This window comes from Streptomyces bugieae, assembly GCF_036352915.1.
Lineage (GTDB): Bacteria > Actinomycetota > Actinomycetes > Streptomycetales > Streptomycetaceae > Streptomyces > Streptomyces endophytica.
The window spans coordinates 284,088-301,870 of record NZ_JAZBJP010000002.1; the positions used below are offsets into that span (position 1 = coordinate 284,088).

Sequence of the window (17,783 nt, forward strand, 5' to 3'; positions counted from 1 at the left end):
AATAACGCCCGGGATTCCTCAGCTGCTTTTCCACATTCATTGAAACAGCACCACGGGCATTACGGAAGGCGCATCGTGAAGCGCGAAAAGGGGTGCGGAGACATGGGGAGGCGAAATACTATCACCGCAAGAAAACGTTGTGCGGGAATGGCGGTAATGGAGAGCAATTGGTGCCGTAACTGAATAATCGCCGCCGGACAGCACCGCGTTCGGCGGACACCTTCGAGGTGTCCGCCGAACGGGAGAGAGCGTTCCGGGCCGCGTTACGTGGCGGTCAGTTCCAGTCCCAGAAGGTCCGCGACGCCCACGGCGAGATCGGCCAAGGTGGGGTGCTGCCACACGAAGTTCCGTGACACCGAGACGGCGAAGGTCCGCTCGATGCGCACCCGCAGCTCCATGGCCAGAAGCGAGTCGAACCCCAGGGACTTCAGCGGGATCTGCGGGTCGACGGTGCCGTCGCCCAGGCGCAGCACCGCCCGGACGTGGTCCGCCAGACGCTCCTCCAGTGCTGCCCTGCGCGCCAGGCCGGTGGGCAGAGCGCTGAGCCAGTCCCGCAACTCCCCGGTGTCGTCGGGGACTTCGGCAGCCTTGGCGGGCCGTTCGGTCGAGACCGCGCTGAAGAAGGGGAGATGGCGGCCCGTGGGCGGGAGCCAGGTCTCCGACGGCCCGGGGAGCACACCGGTCTGCACGCGCCGCCGGGACAGCAGGGCGTGCAGTGCGGCCATGCCCTGATCGGTGGGGATGGTGTGGTAGCCGCGCCGGCCGAAGTCGGTGGCGACACCGGTCTGGCCCCACGGGCCCCAGTTCACCGCCAGGGTGGGCAGGCCGCGGGCGGAGCGCCAGGCCGCGAAGCCGTCGAGCCAGGAGTTCGCCGCGGCGTAGGCACCCTGGCCGGCGTTGCCGAGCAGGGAGGCCATCGAGGAGAACGCCGCGAACCAGTCCAGCGGGCACCCTTCCGTGGCGTGGTGCAGCCGCCAGGCACCCGCGGCCTTCGGCAGCCAGATCCGTTCCAACTGTTCGTCGGTGACGTTGGTGAGGGCCGCGTCGTCCAGGACCATGGCGCAATGCACCACCCCGTGCAGGGGGAAGCCCCCGGTCGCCGCGGTCGTCACCAGCCGCTCGGCGGTGCCCGGTTCGGCGATGTCGCCGAGTACCACCGACACCTTGGTGGTGTCCTTGCCCAGGTCGGCGATCTGCCGTGCGGCGTCCGGGGAGGGGGCGGAACGCCCGTTGAGGACGAGGTGACCGGCCCCGTTCGCGGCGAGCCAGCGTGCGGTGGCCAGTCCCAGACCGCGCAGTCCGCCGGTGACGATGTAGGCGCTGCCCTTCCGGACCGGCAGCCCCATCTCGGGCAGCGCGGCGCGGGCCTGGCCGGCGTGCGGCACGGCCAGCACGATCTTGCCGATGTGGTCGGCGGCGGCCATCGTGCGGAAGGCCGTCGTGGCTTCGGACAGCGGGTATTCGGTGCAGTGCAGTGGTGTGAGCCGGCCGGCCGTGAACTCGTCGAGGACCTCCTGCCACACCCGGGCGAACGCGTTGGGACGGTGACGGCACAGCTCGATCAGGTCCACGGTGCGCAGGGTGACGTTGTGGCGCAGGGGCAGCATCCCCAGCGGTGCGTCGGAGAGGATGTCGCGCACCCCGAGCTCCACGAACCGGCCGAACGGGCGGAGCGTCTCCAGTCCGGTGCGGATCGCCGCGCCGGAGAGCGAGTTGAGCACGACGTCGACGCCGTCGCCGGTCGCCTCACGGACGCGCTCCCCGAACTCCAGGGAGCGGGAGTCCATGACGTGCCGGATGCCCATGCCGCGGAGGTAGCGGCGTTTGTCCGTGCTGCCGGCCGTGGCCAGTACGTCGGCCCCCAGTGCCCGGGCCACCGCGATCGCCGCCAGCCCGGTCCCGCCGGTGGCCGAGTGGATCAGCACCCGCTCCCCGGCCGCGAGGCGGGCGACATGCCGCAGGGCGTACCAGGCCGTCACGAAGGCGACCGGCAGACCCGCCGCGGTGACCGGCCCGAGGCCGGCGGGGATCGGCGCCACCCCCTCGGCCGGGACGGTCAGGAACGAGCCGAACGCCCCGCCCCGCAGGTCGATGGCGACCACCTCGTCCCCGACCTGCACATGGTCCACCCCGGCGCCCACCGCGCTGACGACACCGGAGCATTCGAACCCGATGCGGTAGCGGACGTCCTCGTCGCCGGGGAGCAGACCCAACGCGGTCAGCACGTCCCGGAAATTCAGGCCGGCCGCGGTGACCCGCACCTCGACCTCACCGCGCTGCGGCGGGCGCCGCCGGATCACGGCGTACTCCAGGCTCGACAGATCGCCCAGCCGGGCCGCACGCAGCCGGAACCCGTCGACGCCGTACTGCACGGCGCACGGGGTCAGCGGACGTTCCTGCTCGGCCGGGGCGCGCCGCAGCCGGGCCACCCACCGGTCGCCGGCGCGCAGCGCGACCTCGTCGTCGCCGGCGTCGGCCAGCAACTCCTCCGCCACGTCCGCGGGGTCGGCGTTCCGGGAGTCGGCGTCCACCAGGGTCGGGCGCAGTTCCGGGTGCTCCAGGGCACCGACCCGCACCAGTCCCCGGAGGCTGCTCTGCCCGACGTCGACGGTGTCGTCCGGCAGTACGTCCCGGGCCCCCTGGGTGAGGACGTACAGCCGCGGAGACGACGCGCTCGCGGCGACGGCCTGCAGGACGGCGAGCAGTCTGCGGGTGCGCCGCAACGAATCCTCGGTCGGCTCGGCACCGCTCTGCCGGCCGCACACCAGCACCACGCCGCGCGGCGGTTGGAGTCCGGCGGCCAGGCGTTCGCTGAGGGAGTTGCGGAGGGTGTCGAGGGGCGTGTCGTCCAGCGGACGGTCCCAGACGCTGGTACGGGCGCAGCGGGTACGCAGTGCGGCGGCCAGGACGCGGGCCGAGCCGTCCGCCTCCCCCACGAGGAACCAGCTTCCCGGCGCCTGGCCGGCATCGGTCGTGGTCCGGGGCGCGGAGTGCCAGCCGATTTCCAGCAGCCAGTCGTCGGCCGCCGGCGCGCTGTGTGCGGCCCGCCGTGTGAAGCGCAGGCCGTTGACGGCGAGCACGACCGCACCGTTGCCGTCCAGGAGCCGGACGTCGGCGACCACGCTGTCCGGCGCGTTCTCGCTGATGTGCGCGTGGCAGTACTCGGCCTGCGCGGCATCGCCCAGGACGCGCACCGCCTGCACGGCCACGGGCAGCACCGGTGCGCTGTCGTCCTCGTGCATCAGCGGTGCCACCGCGAGCTGGGCGCATACGTCGAGCAGGACGGGATGGACCGCGAGACCGGGTGCGGGGTCCTTCGCCCGGGCCGGGAGGGTGACCTTGGCGAGATAGCTGCCGTGATGGCGTTCGGTGCGCAGTTCGGTGATGCCGGTGAAGGCCGGACCGTGTTCCAGGCCGCGCCGGCGCAGATTGCGGTACAGGTCGCCCGGGTCCAACCGGACCGGATGGCGCACCGTGAGGGCCTCGATGGGCCGCGGCCGGGTGTCCGGTCGTACGGTCAGCCGGTGCAGCACCGCGTCGGCCTGCCGCTCCCAGTCGCCGTCCTCGCCGCGCGCGAGGATCTCGCAGTGTGCCCGGTCGGGCGCGGCCATCGTCACGACGGTGCTGAGGTCGGTCTGCCGGTCCAGTCGCAGCAGTTGCTCGAAGTGGACGTCGGTGATGTCGACTTGGTGCGGCGCGGTCCCGAAGGCCTCGGCGGCCGCCGCGAGCGCGATGCTGCAGTGGGCCGCGCCGGGCATGACCGGGGAGCCGTGGACTTGGTGATCGGCGAGCCAGGGCAGTGCGTCGGTGCCGGTGTCGGCGCGCCAGCAGTGCCGCACGGGTTCGCCCGGCACTTCGGAGTGCCGGCCGGGCAGGGGGGAGTCGACCGGGCCGGCCGGTGCGGAGCGGTGTGCGGCCTCGGCCCAGTGGTGGCGCCGGTCGAAGGTGAGGGTGGGAGCGTCGACGAGGGCTCCGCCGTCGTACAGGCGCCGCCAGTTCACCGGGACTCCGGCGCAGTGCAGTGCGGCGAGCTGGGTCCGCAGCGTGGTCGGTTCGTCCTCCTCGCGGCGGAGCGTGGGCAGCACGGCCGGGGAGGTGACCAGCCCGGACAGGCTCCGCTCGACGGAGTGGGTGACGACGGGATGGGGTGAGAGCTCGACGTAGACCTGGTGCCGGTCGGCCGCCGCGGCGGCCACCGCCTCGGCGAACCGCACGGGGCGGCGCAGGTTGTCGCACCAGTAGTCGGCGTCGAAGGACGGGGTGGCGCCTGCCTCCACCACGGTCGAGTAGAACCGCACCGTGGGCGGCCGCGGCGTCAGCCCGGCCAGCGCCGAGCGCAGTGCGGGGAGGACCGGGTCTACCAGCGGGCAGTGGGAGGCGACGTCCACGGCGATCGGGAAGACCGGGACCCCCCGGGCCTCCCAGGCGGCGGCCAGCCGGCTCACCTCCGCGGTGCGTCCGGCCACCACGGTCGTGTCCGGCGCGGACAGCACGGCGACCGACACGGTCTCGGCCGCGCCGTCCGCGAGTTCCTCGCGGACCGCATCGGCGCTCAGTCCCACGCTCACCATGCCGCCGGTGCCCGCGATGTCACTGAGCAGGCCGGAGCGGCGGCAGATCACCCGGACCCCGTCGCCGAGCGTCAGGGCACCGGCCACCACCGCCGCCGCGACCTCGCCCATGGAGTGGCCGATGACCGCGGCGGGTTCGACGCCGTACGAGCGCCAGGTCGCGGCGAGCGCGATCTGCAGCGCGAACAGCACCGGCTGCACCTCGCCACAGCCCTTGACGGGCTTGCCCTTCCGGATGACGTCGACCACGGAGACCTTGCTCTGTGCCCGGATGAGTTCGCCGACCTCGCTCAACGCCTCCCGGAAGGCGGGTTCGGTCTTCAGCAGGCCGCGTCCCATTCCGGGCCACTGGGATCCGTGGCCGGAGAACACCCAGACCGGTTGCCGCGCCACCGCCGCGCCCACCGCCGCCCCGGTCACCACCGCGGGGTGGCGCTGGCCGTCGGCGAACGCGCGGAGGGCGCCGAGGAGTTCGCGGCGCCCCGAGGCCACGACGCCCAGCCGGCCGCGGCCGGCGCAGCGCCGCAGGGCGAGGGTGTGCGCGAGGTCCCGCAGCGGTACGTTCGCGCCCTCACCGGACACCCACTCCGCGAGTCTTCCGGCCGCGGCGGGCAGTACGTCCGGGGAGCCGGCCGGGACGAGGAAGACATCGGGTGCGGAGGGGGCCGGCTCTTCGTGACGGCGGGGCGCCGAAGTGTGCGGGGCCTGCTCCAACAGTACGTGGGCGTTGGTGCCCGAGAAGCCGAAGGAGGACACCGCCGCCAGCCGGGTCGGTGTCGGCAGGGGCCAGGCGGTCAGCTCGGTCGGCACGAAGAAGCGGGTGTCGGCCGCCGAGATGGCCGGGTTCCACTGCCGGAAGTGCAGGTTCGCGGGGATGGCGCCGCGCTGCAGGCACAGCACGGCCTTGATCAGCCCGGTGACGCCGGCGGCCGGCTCCAGATGCCCGACGTTGGTCTTCACCGAGGTCAGGGCGCAGCGGCCCGGGCCGTCCCCGTAGACGTCCGCCAGCCCGGCGAACTCGATGGGGTCACCCACCGGGGTGCCCGTGCCGTGGGTCTCGACCATCCCCACGTCCTGGGGGTCGATCCCGGAGCGCGCGAGGGCTTCCCGGTAGAGGGCCCGCTGGGCGGCGGCCGACGGTGCGGCCAGTCCGTCGGACGAACCGTCCTGGTTCGTCGCGGACCCGCGGATTACGGCCAGTACGCGGTCACCGTCCCGAACGGCGTCGTCGAGGCGTTTGAGCACGACCACGCCACAGCCTTCGCCGCGGACGAATCCGTCGGCTCCGGCGTCGAAGGTACGGCAGCGCCCACTGGCGGAGAGCATGCCCATCCTGGCGAAGGAGCGGGTGATGCGCGGCTGGAAGGTCAGGGTGACGCCGCCGGCCAGCGCCAGGTCACACTCGCCGGCGCACAGGGCCTGGCGCGCCATGTGCACGGCCACCAGCGAGGAGGAGCAGGCGGTGTCCAGGGCCACGCTCGATCCGTGCACTCCCAGGAGGTACGAGACCCGGCCTGCCGCCACGCAGTGGCCGTTGGTGAGGATCGATCCTTCGAGTTCCCGGGGCGTCCCGGTCAGGTGGTCCATGTAGTCGCCGTAGCTGATGCCGGTGAAGACGGCGGTCGGGGTGCCGTGCACCCGTTCCGGCGGGAGGCCGGCGTGTTCCAGCGCCTCCCAGGTGACTTCCAGCAGCAGGCGGTGCTGGGGGTCCAGGACATCGGCCTCCCCGCCCGCGACGCCGAAGAAGGCGGCGTCGAAGCCCGCCACCTCGCGCAGGTAGCCGCCCGGCTGGAAGGCCGGTGTTCCGGGATCTCCGCGGCCGAGCGAGTCCCCCTGGACGAGGCGCCGGCGTTCGGGGGGAAGCTCGCCGACCGCGTCCCGGCCCTCGGACAGCAGCCGCCACAGGGCTGCGGGCGAGGGGGTGTCGCCGGGGAGCCGGCATCCCATGCCGATCACGGCGATGCGCTCGGTGTCGGTCGGGGTCTGCGGCGCGGCGGCCGGAGGAAGCGTGTGGTTGCTCATCGGGTCTCCGTACGTAGGCGTGGTCCGCGGTCACACGACCTGGGTGCTGCCGAGGAGGATGGCGTTCTTGACCCCGCCGACCTGGTAGTTGAAGGTCAGCGCGTAGTCGAAGTCGAGCGGGCGGGGCCGGGTGCCGGGGACCGGGTCGAAGGTCAGCCCGTCGGCGGGTTCCTCGCAGTTGGCGGTGGGGCAGACCTGCCCTCGCTCCAACATCATCAGCGTCAGGGCGACCCCCGTGCAGCCCGCCGGGGCTCCGTTGTGGCCGAAGCAGCCCTCCTGCGACGTCATGAGGGGGGCGTTGTCGGTCCCGTACAGCTCCTTGATGGCGGCGGCCTCGAAGGCGGTGACGACGATGTTGCCGTCGCTGCCGCCGTGGACGTACGGCACGTTGCCCAGGTCCCAGCGGTCGCCGAGGCAGCGGTGGACGGCGGCGACCAGTTCGCCGCCGGTCTCGTCGCAGGCGAGGGGGTTGGCCAGGCCGTCGCGGGCCATGGCGGTGGAGAGCACCTGGCCGTAGATGTGCGCACCGCGCCGGACCGCGTGGTCCCAGCTCTCGATGATCACGGTGGCCGAGCCCTCGCCGTGGTTGATGCAGCTCGCCCGGCGGTCGTAGGGGCGCATGAGGGAGAGGAAGGACGGCACCATCTCCGGCATCCCGGGGGTCCGCACGGACTCGTAGGTCTGCTGGGCGCCGTGCAGCAGTCGCTGGATGTTCTGGATGAGGTGCATGTTGAAGACGTCGACGCCGGTGACGACGGCGATGTCGGCCTCACCCCGGGTGATCATCTGCCGGGCGTTGCCGATCTGCACGGCGGACGAGGCGCAACCGCACGAGACGGTGTAGGTGGGGCCGTTGGAGCGGACGAGCGCGGACTGGACCAGGGCCACGTCCGAGGGGGTCACCGCCTGTTGGGCCGCGACGAACAGCTCCATGGCTTCCGGTGCGCTGGTGGTCGCGGGATCGGCGCGGAGCACCGACAGATAACTGTCGATGTTGGCGTCCACTCCCCCGCGCCCGACCAGAATCGCGGCATCGCTGAGTTCTCCGTCCCGGAAATTCAGTCCGGCGTCCTCGCAGGCGTGCGCCAGCGAGAGCAGGCCGTATTGGTGTGCCGAGGTGTAGTGGCGGGAGAAGAACGGCGGAAGGTCCGGGAAGTGTTCGTCAAACATTTCCTGGGTCAGGCCGACGGCGCCGTAGTAGACCTCGTCGTACTGAAGGCACGACCGGCCGTTTGCGGCCACGTCCCATGCCTCTTCGGCCGTGAAGACCGGTTTCGTCGGGCCGGGCAGACAGAACCCGACCCCGGTCACCACGGCCCGGCGGCCGGTGTCGTGGTCTTCGGGGTACACGGCTTGTTTCATGGCAGGACTCCGTCCCTCACGAGGATCGTCATGTGCCGTCCTCTGTGACTTGGTTTCTTCGTCGGGGCGCGCGATGCCTACTCGGCAATGGACGTGCGGTAATGCCAGCGGTACACGGGCACTTGCTCGCCGTCCAACTCCGCGTATTCACCGTAGAATTCGAAACGCTCGTAGCCGCTGCCGCGTACGAGCCGTACCGGATCCCGGGCTTCTTCACGAGAGTTCTGGGGAAGGGCCGTTCCCCCGGCCTCGTCGACGAGAATCACGATGCTTTTCCGTGGCATGGTCCACTCCGGGGTTCTTTCGCAGGTTTTCTGGTTCGCAGCCGGATTCCGGCCGATGGCGATGCAGAGATGCGGTGGGGGAACCTGCGCGGAGGTCACCGCGTGGGCGGCAGCTGCCGGAGGGGCGACGAAGGCCGTGCCTGTCGTACCGGCGGGGCTGCGCCGGTGAGTGGACGGTCGACAGCGGCGAGAGCGGTGGCCGCTGCGCTCGTGGGGGTCTCGGGGACGGTCACCATGCGGAAGTCGATCGCGTGGTGTCCCTCGCTCGGCGGTGGGGGGCCGATCAGCCGGCGCCGGAAAATCCGACGCCGGCTGACGGATCCAAGACCCTCCGCCGGGGACGCCCATACGGCGCCGGTCTGACCCGTAACCAGGCACTGGGCCGGGCCAACGAGTAGGCCGGATGCCGCTCCCCGGAGAGGGTGGGCGGCCCACCGGTTGGATGCGAATAGTTATCCATGCGCTCAGGGCGGGCTACAATAGCCAACCGATAAGGCCACCCATTCGGAGCAGCGCGTAAAACTGCGAACTCGCACCGACCAACTTGCGCACCGGCATTGATGGGTGCTTTTAATTCACTCATGACCGATGTAGCGCCGCCATGCCTCCTCCAGCGCTGCGGCGAAAAGATGACGTGCGCCACCACCAACTCGCCGCGGCAGATTCGCACTCAGGGAGCCCGGGCACTACGAAGTCGGTTGCCTCAGGACGTTAACCAGGTGGTGGGTACCCCGCCGACCTGTGACGCGGCATAGCACATCTTTCTGAAGTACCCACGGCCGGGCGTCACCTTCACCACGTACGAATAATTTCCGCCATCCCAGCACGGGCCCGCCAACACCCCATCAGACAAGGGTAATTGGAGAATGACGATTGTTTTCCCGCCGCGGTCTTCCCGCGCGGTCGACGGCCGCACCATGTCACTCGCCGAGTACGGGGGATATCGGTGGGCGGCCGCGATGCACGGGCTGGAGCCCCTCACCATGTGTCCGTACGAGGCCGGATGGCGGCTGCGTGTCCTCCCGAGCCTCGGGCACGTCCCCGTAAGGAAGATGACCCGACGGGACGTCAACCGGGCGCTGCACTGCTGGATCGCGGACGAGTACGGGCTGTCGACGGTGAAGAACAGCCTGGCGGTGCTGGTGCGGGTCCTCGAACAGGCCGTGCACGACGGGGTCCTCGACGCCAATCCCGCACGCATCGCCGGCTGGCAGCGGGAATACCAGTGTGCCCAGCGGGAACGCACCACGCCGCGGTCGCTGGCGCTTCCGGACCCGGCTGCGCTCGACCTCCTGGCGGCCAGGCTCGTCCAGCAGTCCTCGGACGGCTACCAGGGCTGGGGCGACATCGTCCGCTTCACGGCATGGACGGGCACCCGGTTCAGTGAGGTGTCCGCCCTGCGCGCCGAGGACATCGACCCGGTGACCTGGACCTGGAACGTGTGCCGGTACACCGTCTTCGTGCCGGACGGCCTGACCGATTCCGCCTGCCCCAACCGGAGCCGGCGAGCGGTGCCACTGCGGCCCGCGGCACGGATGCTGCTGGCCCGGCGGTTGCAGGCGGCACGCGAGGCACCGAAAACCCGGCTGTTCACCGAACCGTCCGGTGGCCGTTTCTCCACCCCGCTGCTGAGGGAGGCGACGAATTGGGACGATGTCGTGGTGGAACTGGGGCACGAGTTCCTGCTGCGCAACGACCTGCGCCCCACCGGGCTGACGTGGATGGCGGATGCCGGGATGACGATGTCCGAGCTGTACGACGTCGCCGGGCGCCCTTCGTCGGACGAGGTCCGGCGCTACCTCCCGCCGAGCGCCGACCCCGTGCGCTAGGACGACCGCGCGGTAACCGACGAAGGCCCGGCCCCCGTCCCTCAAGGAACGGGGGCCGGACTACGGGTTCACCAATCCCCTACCTCACAGGTAGGTGAACCCGCCGGGGACAGTGGCGCTGCCGCCCGGGGTGGTCACCACGACCGGAACGTTCCCGCCGCCGGCGGGTCCGGCCGGAACGAGCCCGAACAGGAACGAGCCGCCGGGGTCGGTGCCCAGGACGATCGCGGGAGTGTCCCCGAACGTCACGTCCGCGTTCTGCAGACCGGAGCCGACGATGGCGAACGGGATGCCGCCGCCGGCCGGACCGGCGTTGGGGATGATCGCGGCCGCCACCGGGGCGGGCGGATCGGTCGGTTCCACGTAGACGTAGGTCACCGGGTTGGTGGTGCCCACGGCGTTCGTGGCGGTGACCTGCACGGCACCTGGGTCCTGCGGCGGGGCCTGCACCGTGACGGTCAGCCCGAAGGGGTCCTGCCCGGTGATGGTCGCCGACTCTTCCCCGAACTGCACGTCGGTGGTACCGGCCAGCCCCAGTCCGAACAGCGTCACGGTGTTACCGCCGTCGACGGGCCCCGAGTTGGGCAGCAGGGCGATCAGCGCCGGGCCGAGCTGCGGGAGCTGGGGAAGCTGGAGCTGCGGGAGCTGCGGGAGCTGCGGGAGCTGGAGAGCCTGGAGCTGCGCCTGGGCCGCCTGCGGGTTCGGTTGGTTCGAGCATGTGCACATGGAAGTCCTCCTGCTGTCTGCGGGGTGTCGCCCGGCTCGGCTCGCGACGGTGCGGTGCACGAGCCCGGAGTTCGGGCACTGGCAGCAGCCGGCCGTACCGGAGGAGGACACCGGCGGCGCGCAGAGGGCCTGTTCACGCTCACGAGGTGCGAGGGCCGTCACGCTGCCGGGCTTCCTTCACAGCCCTGCGTGCAGAGGGCTGGCGGGTGGGCCGACCACTGAAGCCCGAGGGGGATGGACGGCCCACCGACCAGGCATCCCCCAGTAACCCAGAAGGGTTTTCAGCGGGCAATGTCCTTGACATCGACCCACTCGTTCAGCGCAGCGCGCATTCCCGCGGAATGACAACGCGACGGGAAACGCGGTGGGGGCCCGGGCATGCGGCCCGGGCCCCCACCTGTGTGCGGAACGATCAGCTCGCGTTGGCCAGAGCGGCGGTGAGAGCCGCGGCTGTCGACTGCTCCGCGTTCAGGGCGGCGGCCGAGGCCCCCAGCACGTTGAACACCGTCGCGGAGAGGTTACTGGTCGTGGCGGTGAGGACGTTGGCCGTCACCGTCGAAGGCTGCCCGAGGCAGTCGACCGCTGCCGAGAGCAGCGAGGTGGTGGTGGCCAGGTTCTGGGTGCGGGCAGCGTTGGTGTTGTTGGCCTGGTCCGCCGCGATGGCCGCGTTGTTGGAGTTCTGGGCGGCCTGGAGGTCGGTCACGCAGGCCGAGACAGCGGCCTTGGCGGGCGCGGCCGAGGCGATGGGGGCGACGCCCAGGGCGAGAGCTATCGCGACGGCGGACGTGCCGGTGACGGCAGCGATACGGACACGGTTCATGGGAAACTCCCTACAGATGACGTCCTCGCCGAGTGGCGAGGAGGTTGGTTCCGGAGGAGCACCGGGTCCCTTCCAAGGGACTGCGGGAAAGCAGGCAACGGCCGCCAAGGGCTTGCCTGTTGGGAGCGCGAGCGGGCAGGTGTCGAACGCCGACTTTCCCGGGGAAGGGATGGGCGACCCACCGGTTCGGATGAAGCCAGTAAACCAACGTGGACCGGCCCAGGTAACGGAACCGACCTCAAGGCACCCGTTTGGCCTAAGCCTCAACGCCGGCGAGCAGGAAGCCTGTTCAGTAGCTGCGCTCGACGCGTGTTCAGTAGTTGCGCTCGACGGCTGCCAGGACCTGGCCGGCGCCGTCCTCCGCCGCGATCAGCGCGGAGAGGCGCTGCGCGCGGTCGCGGTACCACGGATCGCGCACGGCGTGCCGCACGGCCTCCGCCAGCCTCTCCGCGGAGAGTCGACGCACCGGCAGCACACCGGGACTCACGCCGAGGGCCCTCAGGCGGGACGCCCAGAACGGCTGGTCCAGCATCACGGGCACCGGAACCGCCGGCACTCCTGCCCGCAGGCCCGCCGCCGTGGTACCTGCTCCGGCGTGGTGTATCACCGCGGACACCTGCGGAAACAGCCGTGCGTGCGGAACGGCACCGATCGTCAGCACATCGTCCCCGTTGAGGGACAGGCCGGCCCGGCCGGTCTGCACCACACCGCGCACTCCGGCGAGCCGCAAGGCACGTGCCACCAGGCGCCCGAGGTCCTCGGAGTCTCCGAGCTCCATGCTGCCGAAGCCCACGTAGACCGGCGGCGGGCCGGACCGCAGGAACTCGGACAGTCCGGGATCCGGCGTCCAGTCAGGGTCCTCGGCCGGCCACCAGTACCCCACCACGTCCATGCCCGGCCGCCAGTCGCAAGGCCGCGGTACGACCCGGGGACTGAAGCCGTGGTATATGGGCGATGCCGCCCGCCTCCGCTCGACGGCGTGCGCCGTCACGTGCAGCCTCCGCCGCAGATGGCGCGCCCCCCGTGCGTAGAGGCGGACCAGCAATGACTGGGCGCAGTGGCCGGCGACCCGGTTGCCCAGCGGTCCCAACGACGCGAGTCCCGAAACGACCGGGGGGAACTCCCGGGTGGGGGCCAGCGGCTGCAGGAAGACTCCCATACTGGGCAGCCCCACTCCTGCCGCTGCCACCAGCGCCAAGGGGGCCAGACCACTGGAGAACAGCAGGATCTCCGCACCGGACTCGCAGGCATCCGCCAGTGCATCAGCCATCACCGGCCCCAACTCCCTTAATAATCGGGCCTGTTCGAGCACGGAGAGTCCGGCCTTCGCCGATGAGTGCCGCGTGCCGGTGCCGGTTGTGGCCCCCTGGTCGAGCGGCAAGGGAAGAAAGTCGAGTCCACAGCGGCGGACCAGGGCGGCGGAGCGTTCGTGCGTCGCCAGCACCACCTCGTGCCCGGCTGCCGTAAGACGCGTTCCCAGTCCGGTGTACGGGGCCACGTCCCCGTGCGAACCCGCGGAAGCGATGAGTACATGCATGGCCAACTCCCTTCATTGGCAGGCGTGTTGAGCCTGATCAGTTACGGCGTGCGATCACCCGGTAGGCATTGGACAGCCGAGTGCGGCGGATGAGCGGCGCCAGCAGGAGGTCCACTGCGAAGAGGACGATCAGATTGGGTGCGGTCTGCAGCAGCACCGCCCTGCGGAACCAGCGGCTGAGCGGGCCCGGTCTCCTGGGTCTCCAGGGCAGGTCCTCGGCCGGCAGAACGGACTTGAGGAGGTTGGCCGCCGCGGAGGTGAGGTCGGTGGGTACGTGCGGCTCGCGCCGGTCGACGGCCACCACCGTGAATCCGTGCTCGGTCAACGCCTCGCAGAGGTTCGCCAGCGGAAGGAGATGCAGGTGCTGCGGCTGCAGCCACGGACCCCACCAGCGGCCGAGCAGACGGGCGGAGAGGGACTGGGGGTCGGGGACCTCGATCAGGAGGTGGCCGCCCGCGCGCAGCGCCCGGTGCGCCGCAGCCAGTTCGCTGCGCGGCGCCGGAGTGTGTTCGAGGTAGTGGTACATGCTCACCGCGTCGTACCGTCCGGCGAGCCGGTGGCTCAGTTCGGTGAAGGAGCCTCGGTACGCCCGTGTGATGCGGCCCTCGCGTTCGGCGCTCAGCACGCCCTCGCCCTGGTCGAGCCCATGGAATTCGGTGTACGGATGGACCCTTCGGGCCGTCGCGCAGAAGTGGCCTTGGCCGGTTCCCACGTCCAGCCACAGTGCCGGGCGACCATGGGGCAGCACCGCGCGGGCACGGGCCCGGTAGAGCATCTTCGCGAGGGGCGAGGAGGCCAGTCGCGCCATCGTCGCCTGCCCCAGGCCGTCGTAACAGTCACGGTAGTAGAACTCCAGTCCCTCCGCGCTGAGCCTGGGGTTCTGGAAGACGTGCCCGCAGTTGCCGCACTGATCGAGTACGAAGGTCCCCGGCTTCTGCTGGAGGTGATCGGTGCTGCGCAGGCGCCGGCGCAGGCGGTCGGAGGTGCACCAGGGGCACACGGTTCGGCGGGGTTCGAAGAACCGCTCCAGGCCCTGGTCCAGCTCGCTGCGGTAGCCGGCTCTGAGGGCGGCGACCCTCTCGCTTCGCTCGTTCGTCTTCCTCATGCGTCACCTCTTGCATGACGGGCTCAGATGGTGGGGGGAGGTACTCGGGAATAGGTCAGGGCGGTGCTGGTACCGCCTGGGGTGGTGACGGTGACGCCGACCGGCCCTGGTGGTCCGGGCGGGGCCACCGCGGTGAGCGCGGTGTCGGAGACCACGGTGAACGCGGCGGTCCCGGTGCCGAAGTGCACCGATGTCGTCCGGGCGAAGCCACTGCCGGTCAGCGTGACGATGTCACCACCGGACAGGGGCCCGGCTGCCGGGCTCAGCGCCGTCAGTACGGGCGCCGCGAGGTACTCATAGCTGACACCTGCGCTGGTCCCGCCGGGCGTGGTGACGGTCACCTGGACGGAGCCGGCAGCGGAGGCCGGCGGTGCGACCGCGGTGATCAGGGTGTCCGAGACGACCGTGAAGGAAGCTGCCGCAGCTCCGAACCTCACCGCCGTCGCGTTGAGGAACTGACTGCCCGTCAAGGTCACGCTGGTGCCGCCGCTCAGCGTGCCTGACGCCGGCGTGATGCTGCTGAGGACCGGAGCGCCGAGGTAGAAGTACGTGGCGCCCGGCGCACTCGTTCCGCCGGGACCGGTGACGACGACCTGGACCGCACCGGCCGCTCCGGCGGGAACGACGGCGCTGATCCGGGTCGGGGAGTCGACCGTGAAACTCGTGGCCGGTGCGGAGCCGAAGGTGACCGCGGCCGCTCCGGAGAAGTTGACGCCGGTCAGGATCACCGTGTTCCCACCGGAGACCGGGCCCTGATTCGGGCTCACACTGCTCACGACGGGCACCGACGCATACGTGTACGCCACCCCGTTGCTCGTCCCACCGGGCGTGCTCACCGTGATCTGCACGGTCCCCGAACCCGCCGGGGCCACCGCCATGACCTGTGCGTCGGAGACCACCGTGAACGAGGGCGCAACCACCGCACCGAACCGCACTGCCGTCGTACCGGACAGTCCCGATCCCATCAGCGTCACCGTCGTCCCGCCCGCGGCCGGACCGGAGGGCGGGGTCACGGAACTCAGCACCGGCCCGGTCACCTGCGTGTACGCGTACGTGACGAACTGGGAGCTGATGCCCGCGGGGGTGGTGACGGTCACCTGAACCGTTCCGGTCCCGGCGGGCGCGACGGCGGTGATCCGGGTATCGGAGTTGACCGTGAAGGACGTCGCCGAGTTCGCCCCGAAGCGCACATTGGTGGCTCCGGTGAAGTTCGCGCCGGTCACCGTCACGCTCGTGCCTCCCGCCACGGACCCTGAACCGGGTGAGACGGAGAGCACCGAGGGCGGGGGCACGGCCAGGGCGGAGAACACCTTCGACAGGTTGCGGGATGCGTTCAAGGGTCCGCTCCTTCGAGAACGTGACGATCGGTGCCAGTGCCTGGCCCGGCGCGAGGACGGATGCTCCGGTGTCTGTAGCGGGGGGAATGCGCGGGGGCCGGCCCGGTGAGGGTTGGGGGGATTCCGGGTGGGCCCCCGCGCGCCTGGCCGGGGGGACCAGGCTCAGCGACCCGTACGTCAGATACCGGGCCCTGCGGTGTAGGTGAAGGCGCCCGCGGCAGTTGCCGATCCGCCTGTGGTGACCACCGTCACGTCCACGGCGCCCGCGGCACCGGGCGGGGTGACGGCCGAAATGGTGGTGTCATTGATGACGTCGAACGGTGCCAGGGTCCCCCCGAACGACACCGACTGCGTGGTGGTCAGCTGGGTGCCGGTGATGGTCACCCCGGTCCCGCCGGAGGTCGGTCCGGCCGTCGGCGCCAGGGAGGTCACGGTGGGACTGTCGACGTAGGTGTACGACAGGCCGTTGTTGGTGCCGCCCGCTGTGGTCACGCTGACGCCGACCGGCCCGGCCGCCGCCCCGGCGGGCACGGTGACGGTGAGCTGGCTGTCGTTGACCACGGTCGGCGTGGCGGAGGCCGCGCCGAAGGCGACGGAGGTGGCAGTGGACAGCCCGTTGCCGCGAATGGTGACGGTGTCGCCGCCCGCGGTGGGACCGGAGACCGGACTCAGGCTCGACTTGAACGGCGCGCCCACGTAGAAGAACGGCAGCGGGTTGCTGGTGCCGCCGGGAGTGGTCACCGTGACGTTGACCGTGCCGGTCCCGGAGGGGGAGATCACCGTGACCGAGGTGGGGGTGTTGGCCGTGATCGTGGCCAGCTTCGTGCCGAAGTGGACGGCGGTGGCGCCGCCGAGGTTGGTACCGGTGATGGTGACGGTTGTCCCGCCGCCGGTGGAGCCTTGGTTGGGGGTGATGGGCATGGTTGCCTCTTCTCATCATGGAGGGACGCGTGGATGGCCCGCGGGACCGGGCGAGCTGCTGTGCACTGCGGGGTGCGCGCCCGATGCCACGCCGAGCCGGTGAAGTCGTCTGACTGTCCGGTGGTGTCGTCCGGCCGTGCCGTCAGTCCGTGCAGCCCGCGACGCTCCCCGCGGGGGCGCAGTTGTTGGGCGTGTTCCGGCTGACGTCGCTGACCAGCAGGCTCACCACGCCGGAGTTGCGGTAGATGCCGCCACCGGCGGCGGTGGCGGAGTTTCCGGTGACGCTGCTGGCCGTCAGGGACACCACCCCGTTGTCGACGTAGATGCCGCCGCCGGCCACGGCGTTGTTGCCGGTGACCGAACTGGACACCAGGGTCACCGCACCGCCTCGGTCGGTGATGCCGCCCCCAGGATGGGGAGCGACCGCGTTACCGCCCCGGACGGTGATCGCGGCCAGTGTGAGCTGGCCGTTGGTTCCCGGAACGTTCGCGGCACCCTGGACTTCGAGCACCCGGAAGGCCGGCGCTGACGGGTCGCGGGCGATGACCGTGCCCAGCCCCGCCATGGTGATCGGGGTGGTGATGGGCGGCAGCCCGATCGGCCCGTCCGACGCACTGCCGTGAGCAGTGGTGAGCGAGTACGTGCAGAACGGAGTCAGGGCCAGGGTGTCTCCGCCTGCCGCGTTCGCCGCGTTGACGGCGGCCACCAACGCACTCTCGCTGCACAGCACAGGGATCTGGGCACGGGCGGTGGCCGGTACGGCCATCAGGCCCGCGGTCAGAGAACAGACCACGAGTGCCGACCGAAGAACACGGGCAGTTGGCATGATGCCCCCAGGCGGTCATGCGAGCCGCTGCTCCCACCCTGCTGACAAGGAGCGCAGGTGGACGAGGCAGGTCCTCTGCCGAGGGAACCGGTAGGGCATCGCCGTCGTGGGACCGGTGCGGGGCGGGGGCTCCAAACCGGCAAGCGAACGGAGACCGCCGTCACTTGCTCCCCCGGAGAAGATGGGCGGCTCACCGGATTGGACGCACCAAGTAACCCACCGGAGTGACGGGTCGGGCAATGTCTCCGGAGGAGCGTCATCCGAATGGCCCCGCGCGAAGGTTGCGTTGCCCGGCGCGTGACGTGAGCGGGCTCTGAGCCGGCGCGATCCACAGGCAGGAGCCGCTTCCCATGTCGCTCGGTCCGGGCTGTGACCGGAAACCGGCCACGCCCGGTGGCCCCCAGGTGGTACCACTGGACGCAATCTGCGCCTGACGGCGGTGG

At 71.1% G+C, this 17,783-nt stretch carries 11 protein-coding genes; 1 reads left to right on the forward strand and 10 read right to left on the reverse strand.

What is annotated here, in order from left to right:
* Positions 1-263 precede the first annotated feature (263 nt).
* From V2J85_RS06475 to V2J85_RS06485, 3 genes are all read right to left on the reverse strand, one after another.
* Positions 264-6,593: a type I polyketide synthase gene (locus tag V2J85_RS06475; protein ID WP_330820884.1), complete on the reverse strand. Its 6,330-nt coding sequence runs from the start codon at positions 6,591-6,593 to the stop codon at positions 264-266.
* Positions 6,594-6,623: 30 nt separating this feature from the next.
* Positions 6,624-7,955, reverse strand: a complete 1,332-nt coding sequence (locus tag V2J85_RS06480) for a beta-ketoacyl synthase N-terminal-like domain-containing protein (protein WP_261957835.1) — start codon at positions 7,953-7,955, stop codon at positions 6,624-6,626.
* A 77-nt stretch (positions 7,956-8,032) separates the two neighbouring features.
* A complete protein-coding gene (locus V2J85_RS06485) occupies positions 8,033-8,221 on the reverse strand; it encodes a DUF5988 family protein (protein WP_234441936.1) in 189 nt (62 codons plus the stop codon).
* 884 nt (positions 8,222-9,105) lie between these two features.
* Here V2J85_RS06485 and V2J85_RS06490 point away from each other — a divergent pair.
* Entirely contained in the window at positions 9,106-10,068 is a 963-nt protein-coding gene (locus V2J85_RS06490) for a site-specific integrase (RefSeq protein ID WP_261957834.1), read from the forward strand.
* Between the two features lie 84 nt (positions 10,069-10,152).
* Here the strand turns inward: V2J85_RS06490 and V2J85_RS06495 are convergent, their stop codons facing one another.
* The 7 genes from V2J85_RS06495 to V2J85_RS06525 form a co-directional block, all read right to left on the reverse strand.
* The gene (locus V2J85_RS06495; protein ID WP_330820885.1) at positions 10,153-10,794 is read right to left on the reverse strand and encodes an IPT/TIG domain-containing protein; all 642 of its coding nucleotides are present in this window, start codon (positions 10,792-10,794) and stop codon (positions 10,153-10,155) included.
* A gap of 412 nt (positions 10,795-11,206) precedes the next feature.
* The gene (locus tag V2J85_RS06500) at positions 11,207-11,614 is read right to left on the reverse strand and encodes a hypothetical protein (protein ID WP_261957832.1); all 408 of its coding nucleotides are present in this window, start codon (positions 11,612-11,614) and stop codon (positions 11,207-11,209) included.
* A gap of 313 nt (positions 11,615-11,927) precedes the next feature.
* Complete coding sequence (locus V2J85_RS06505) at positions 11,928-13,151, reverse strand: glycosyltransferase (RefSeq protein WP_330820886.1); 1,224 nt, start codon at positions 13,149-13,151, stop codon at positions 11,928-11,930.
* Positions 13,152-13,188: 37 nt separating this feature from the next.
* Positions 13,189-14,256, reverse strand: coding sequence for a class I SAM-dependent methyltransferase (locus V2J85_RS06510; protein WP_330820887.1), 1,068 nt, complete (start codon positions 14,254-14,256; stop codon positions 13,189-13,191).
* 23 nt (positions 14,257-14,279) lie between these two features.
* The gene (locus V2J85_RS06515) at positions 14,280-15,593 is read right to left on the reverse strand and encodes an IPT/TIG domain-containing protein (RefSeq protein WP_330820888.1); all 1,314 of its coding nucleotides are present in this window, start codon (positions 15,591-15,593) and stop codon (positions 14,280-14,282) included.
* Between the two features lie 177 nt (positions 15,594-15,770).
* Positions 15,771-16,514, reverse strand: coding sequence for an IPT/TIG domain-containing protein (locus V2J85_RS06520; protein WP_330820889.1), 744 nt, complete (start codon positions 16,512-16,514; stop codon positions 15,771-15,773).
* Positions 16,515-16,656: 142 nt separating this feature from the next.
* Positions 16,657-17,307 (reverse strand): hypothetical protein, encoded by a 651-nt coding sequence (locus V2J85_RS06525; protein WP_261957827.1) that lies wholly within the window; start codon positions 17,305-17,307, stop codon positions 16,657-16,659.
* Positions 17,308-17,783 lie beyond the last annotated feature (476 nt).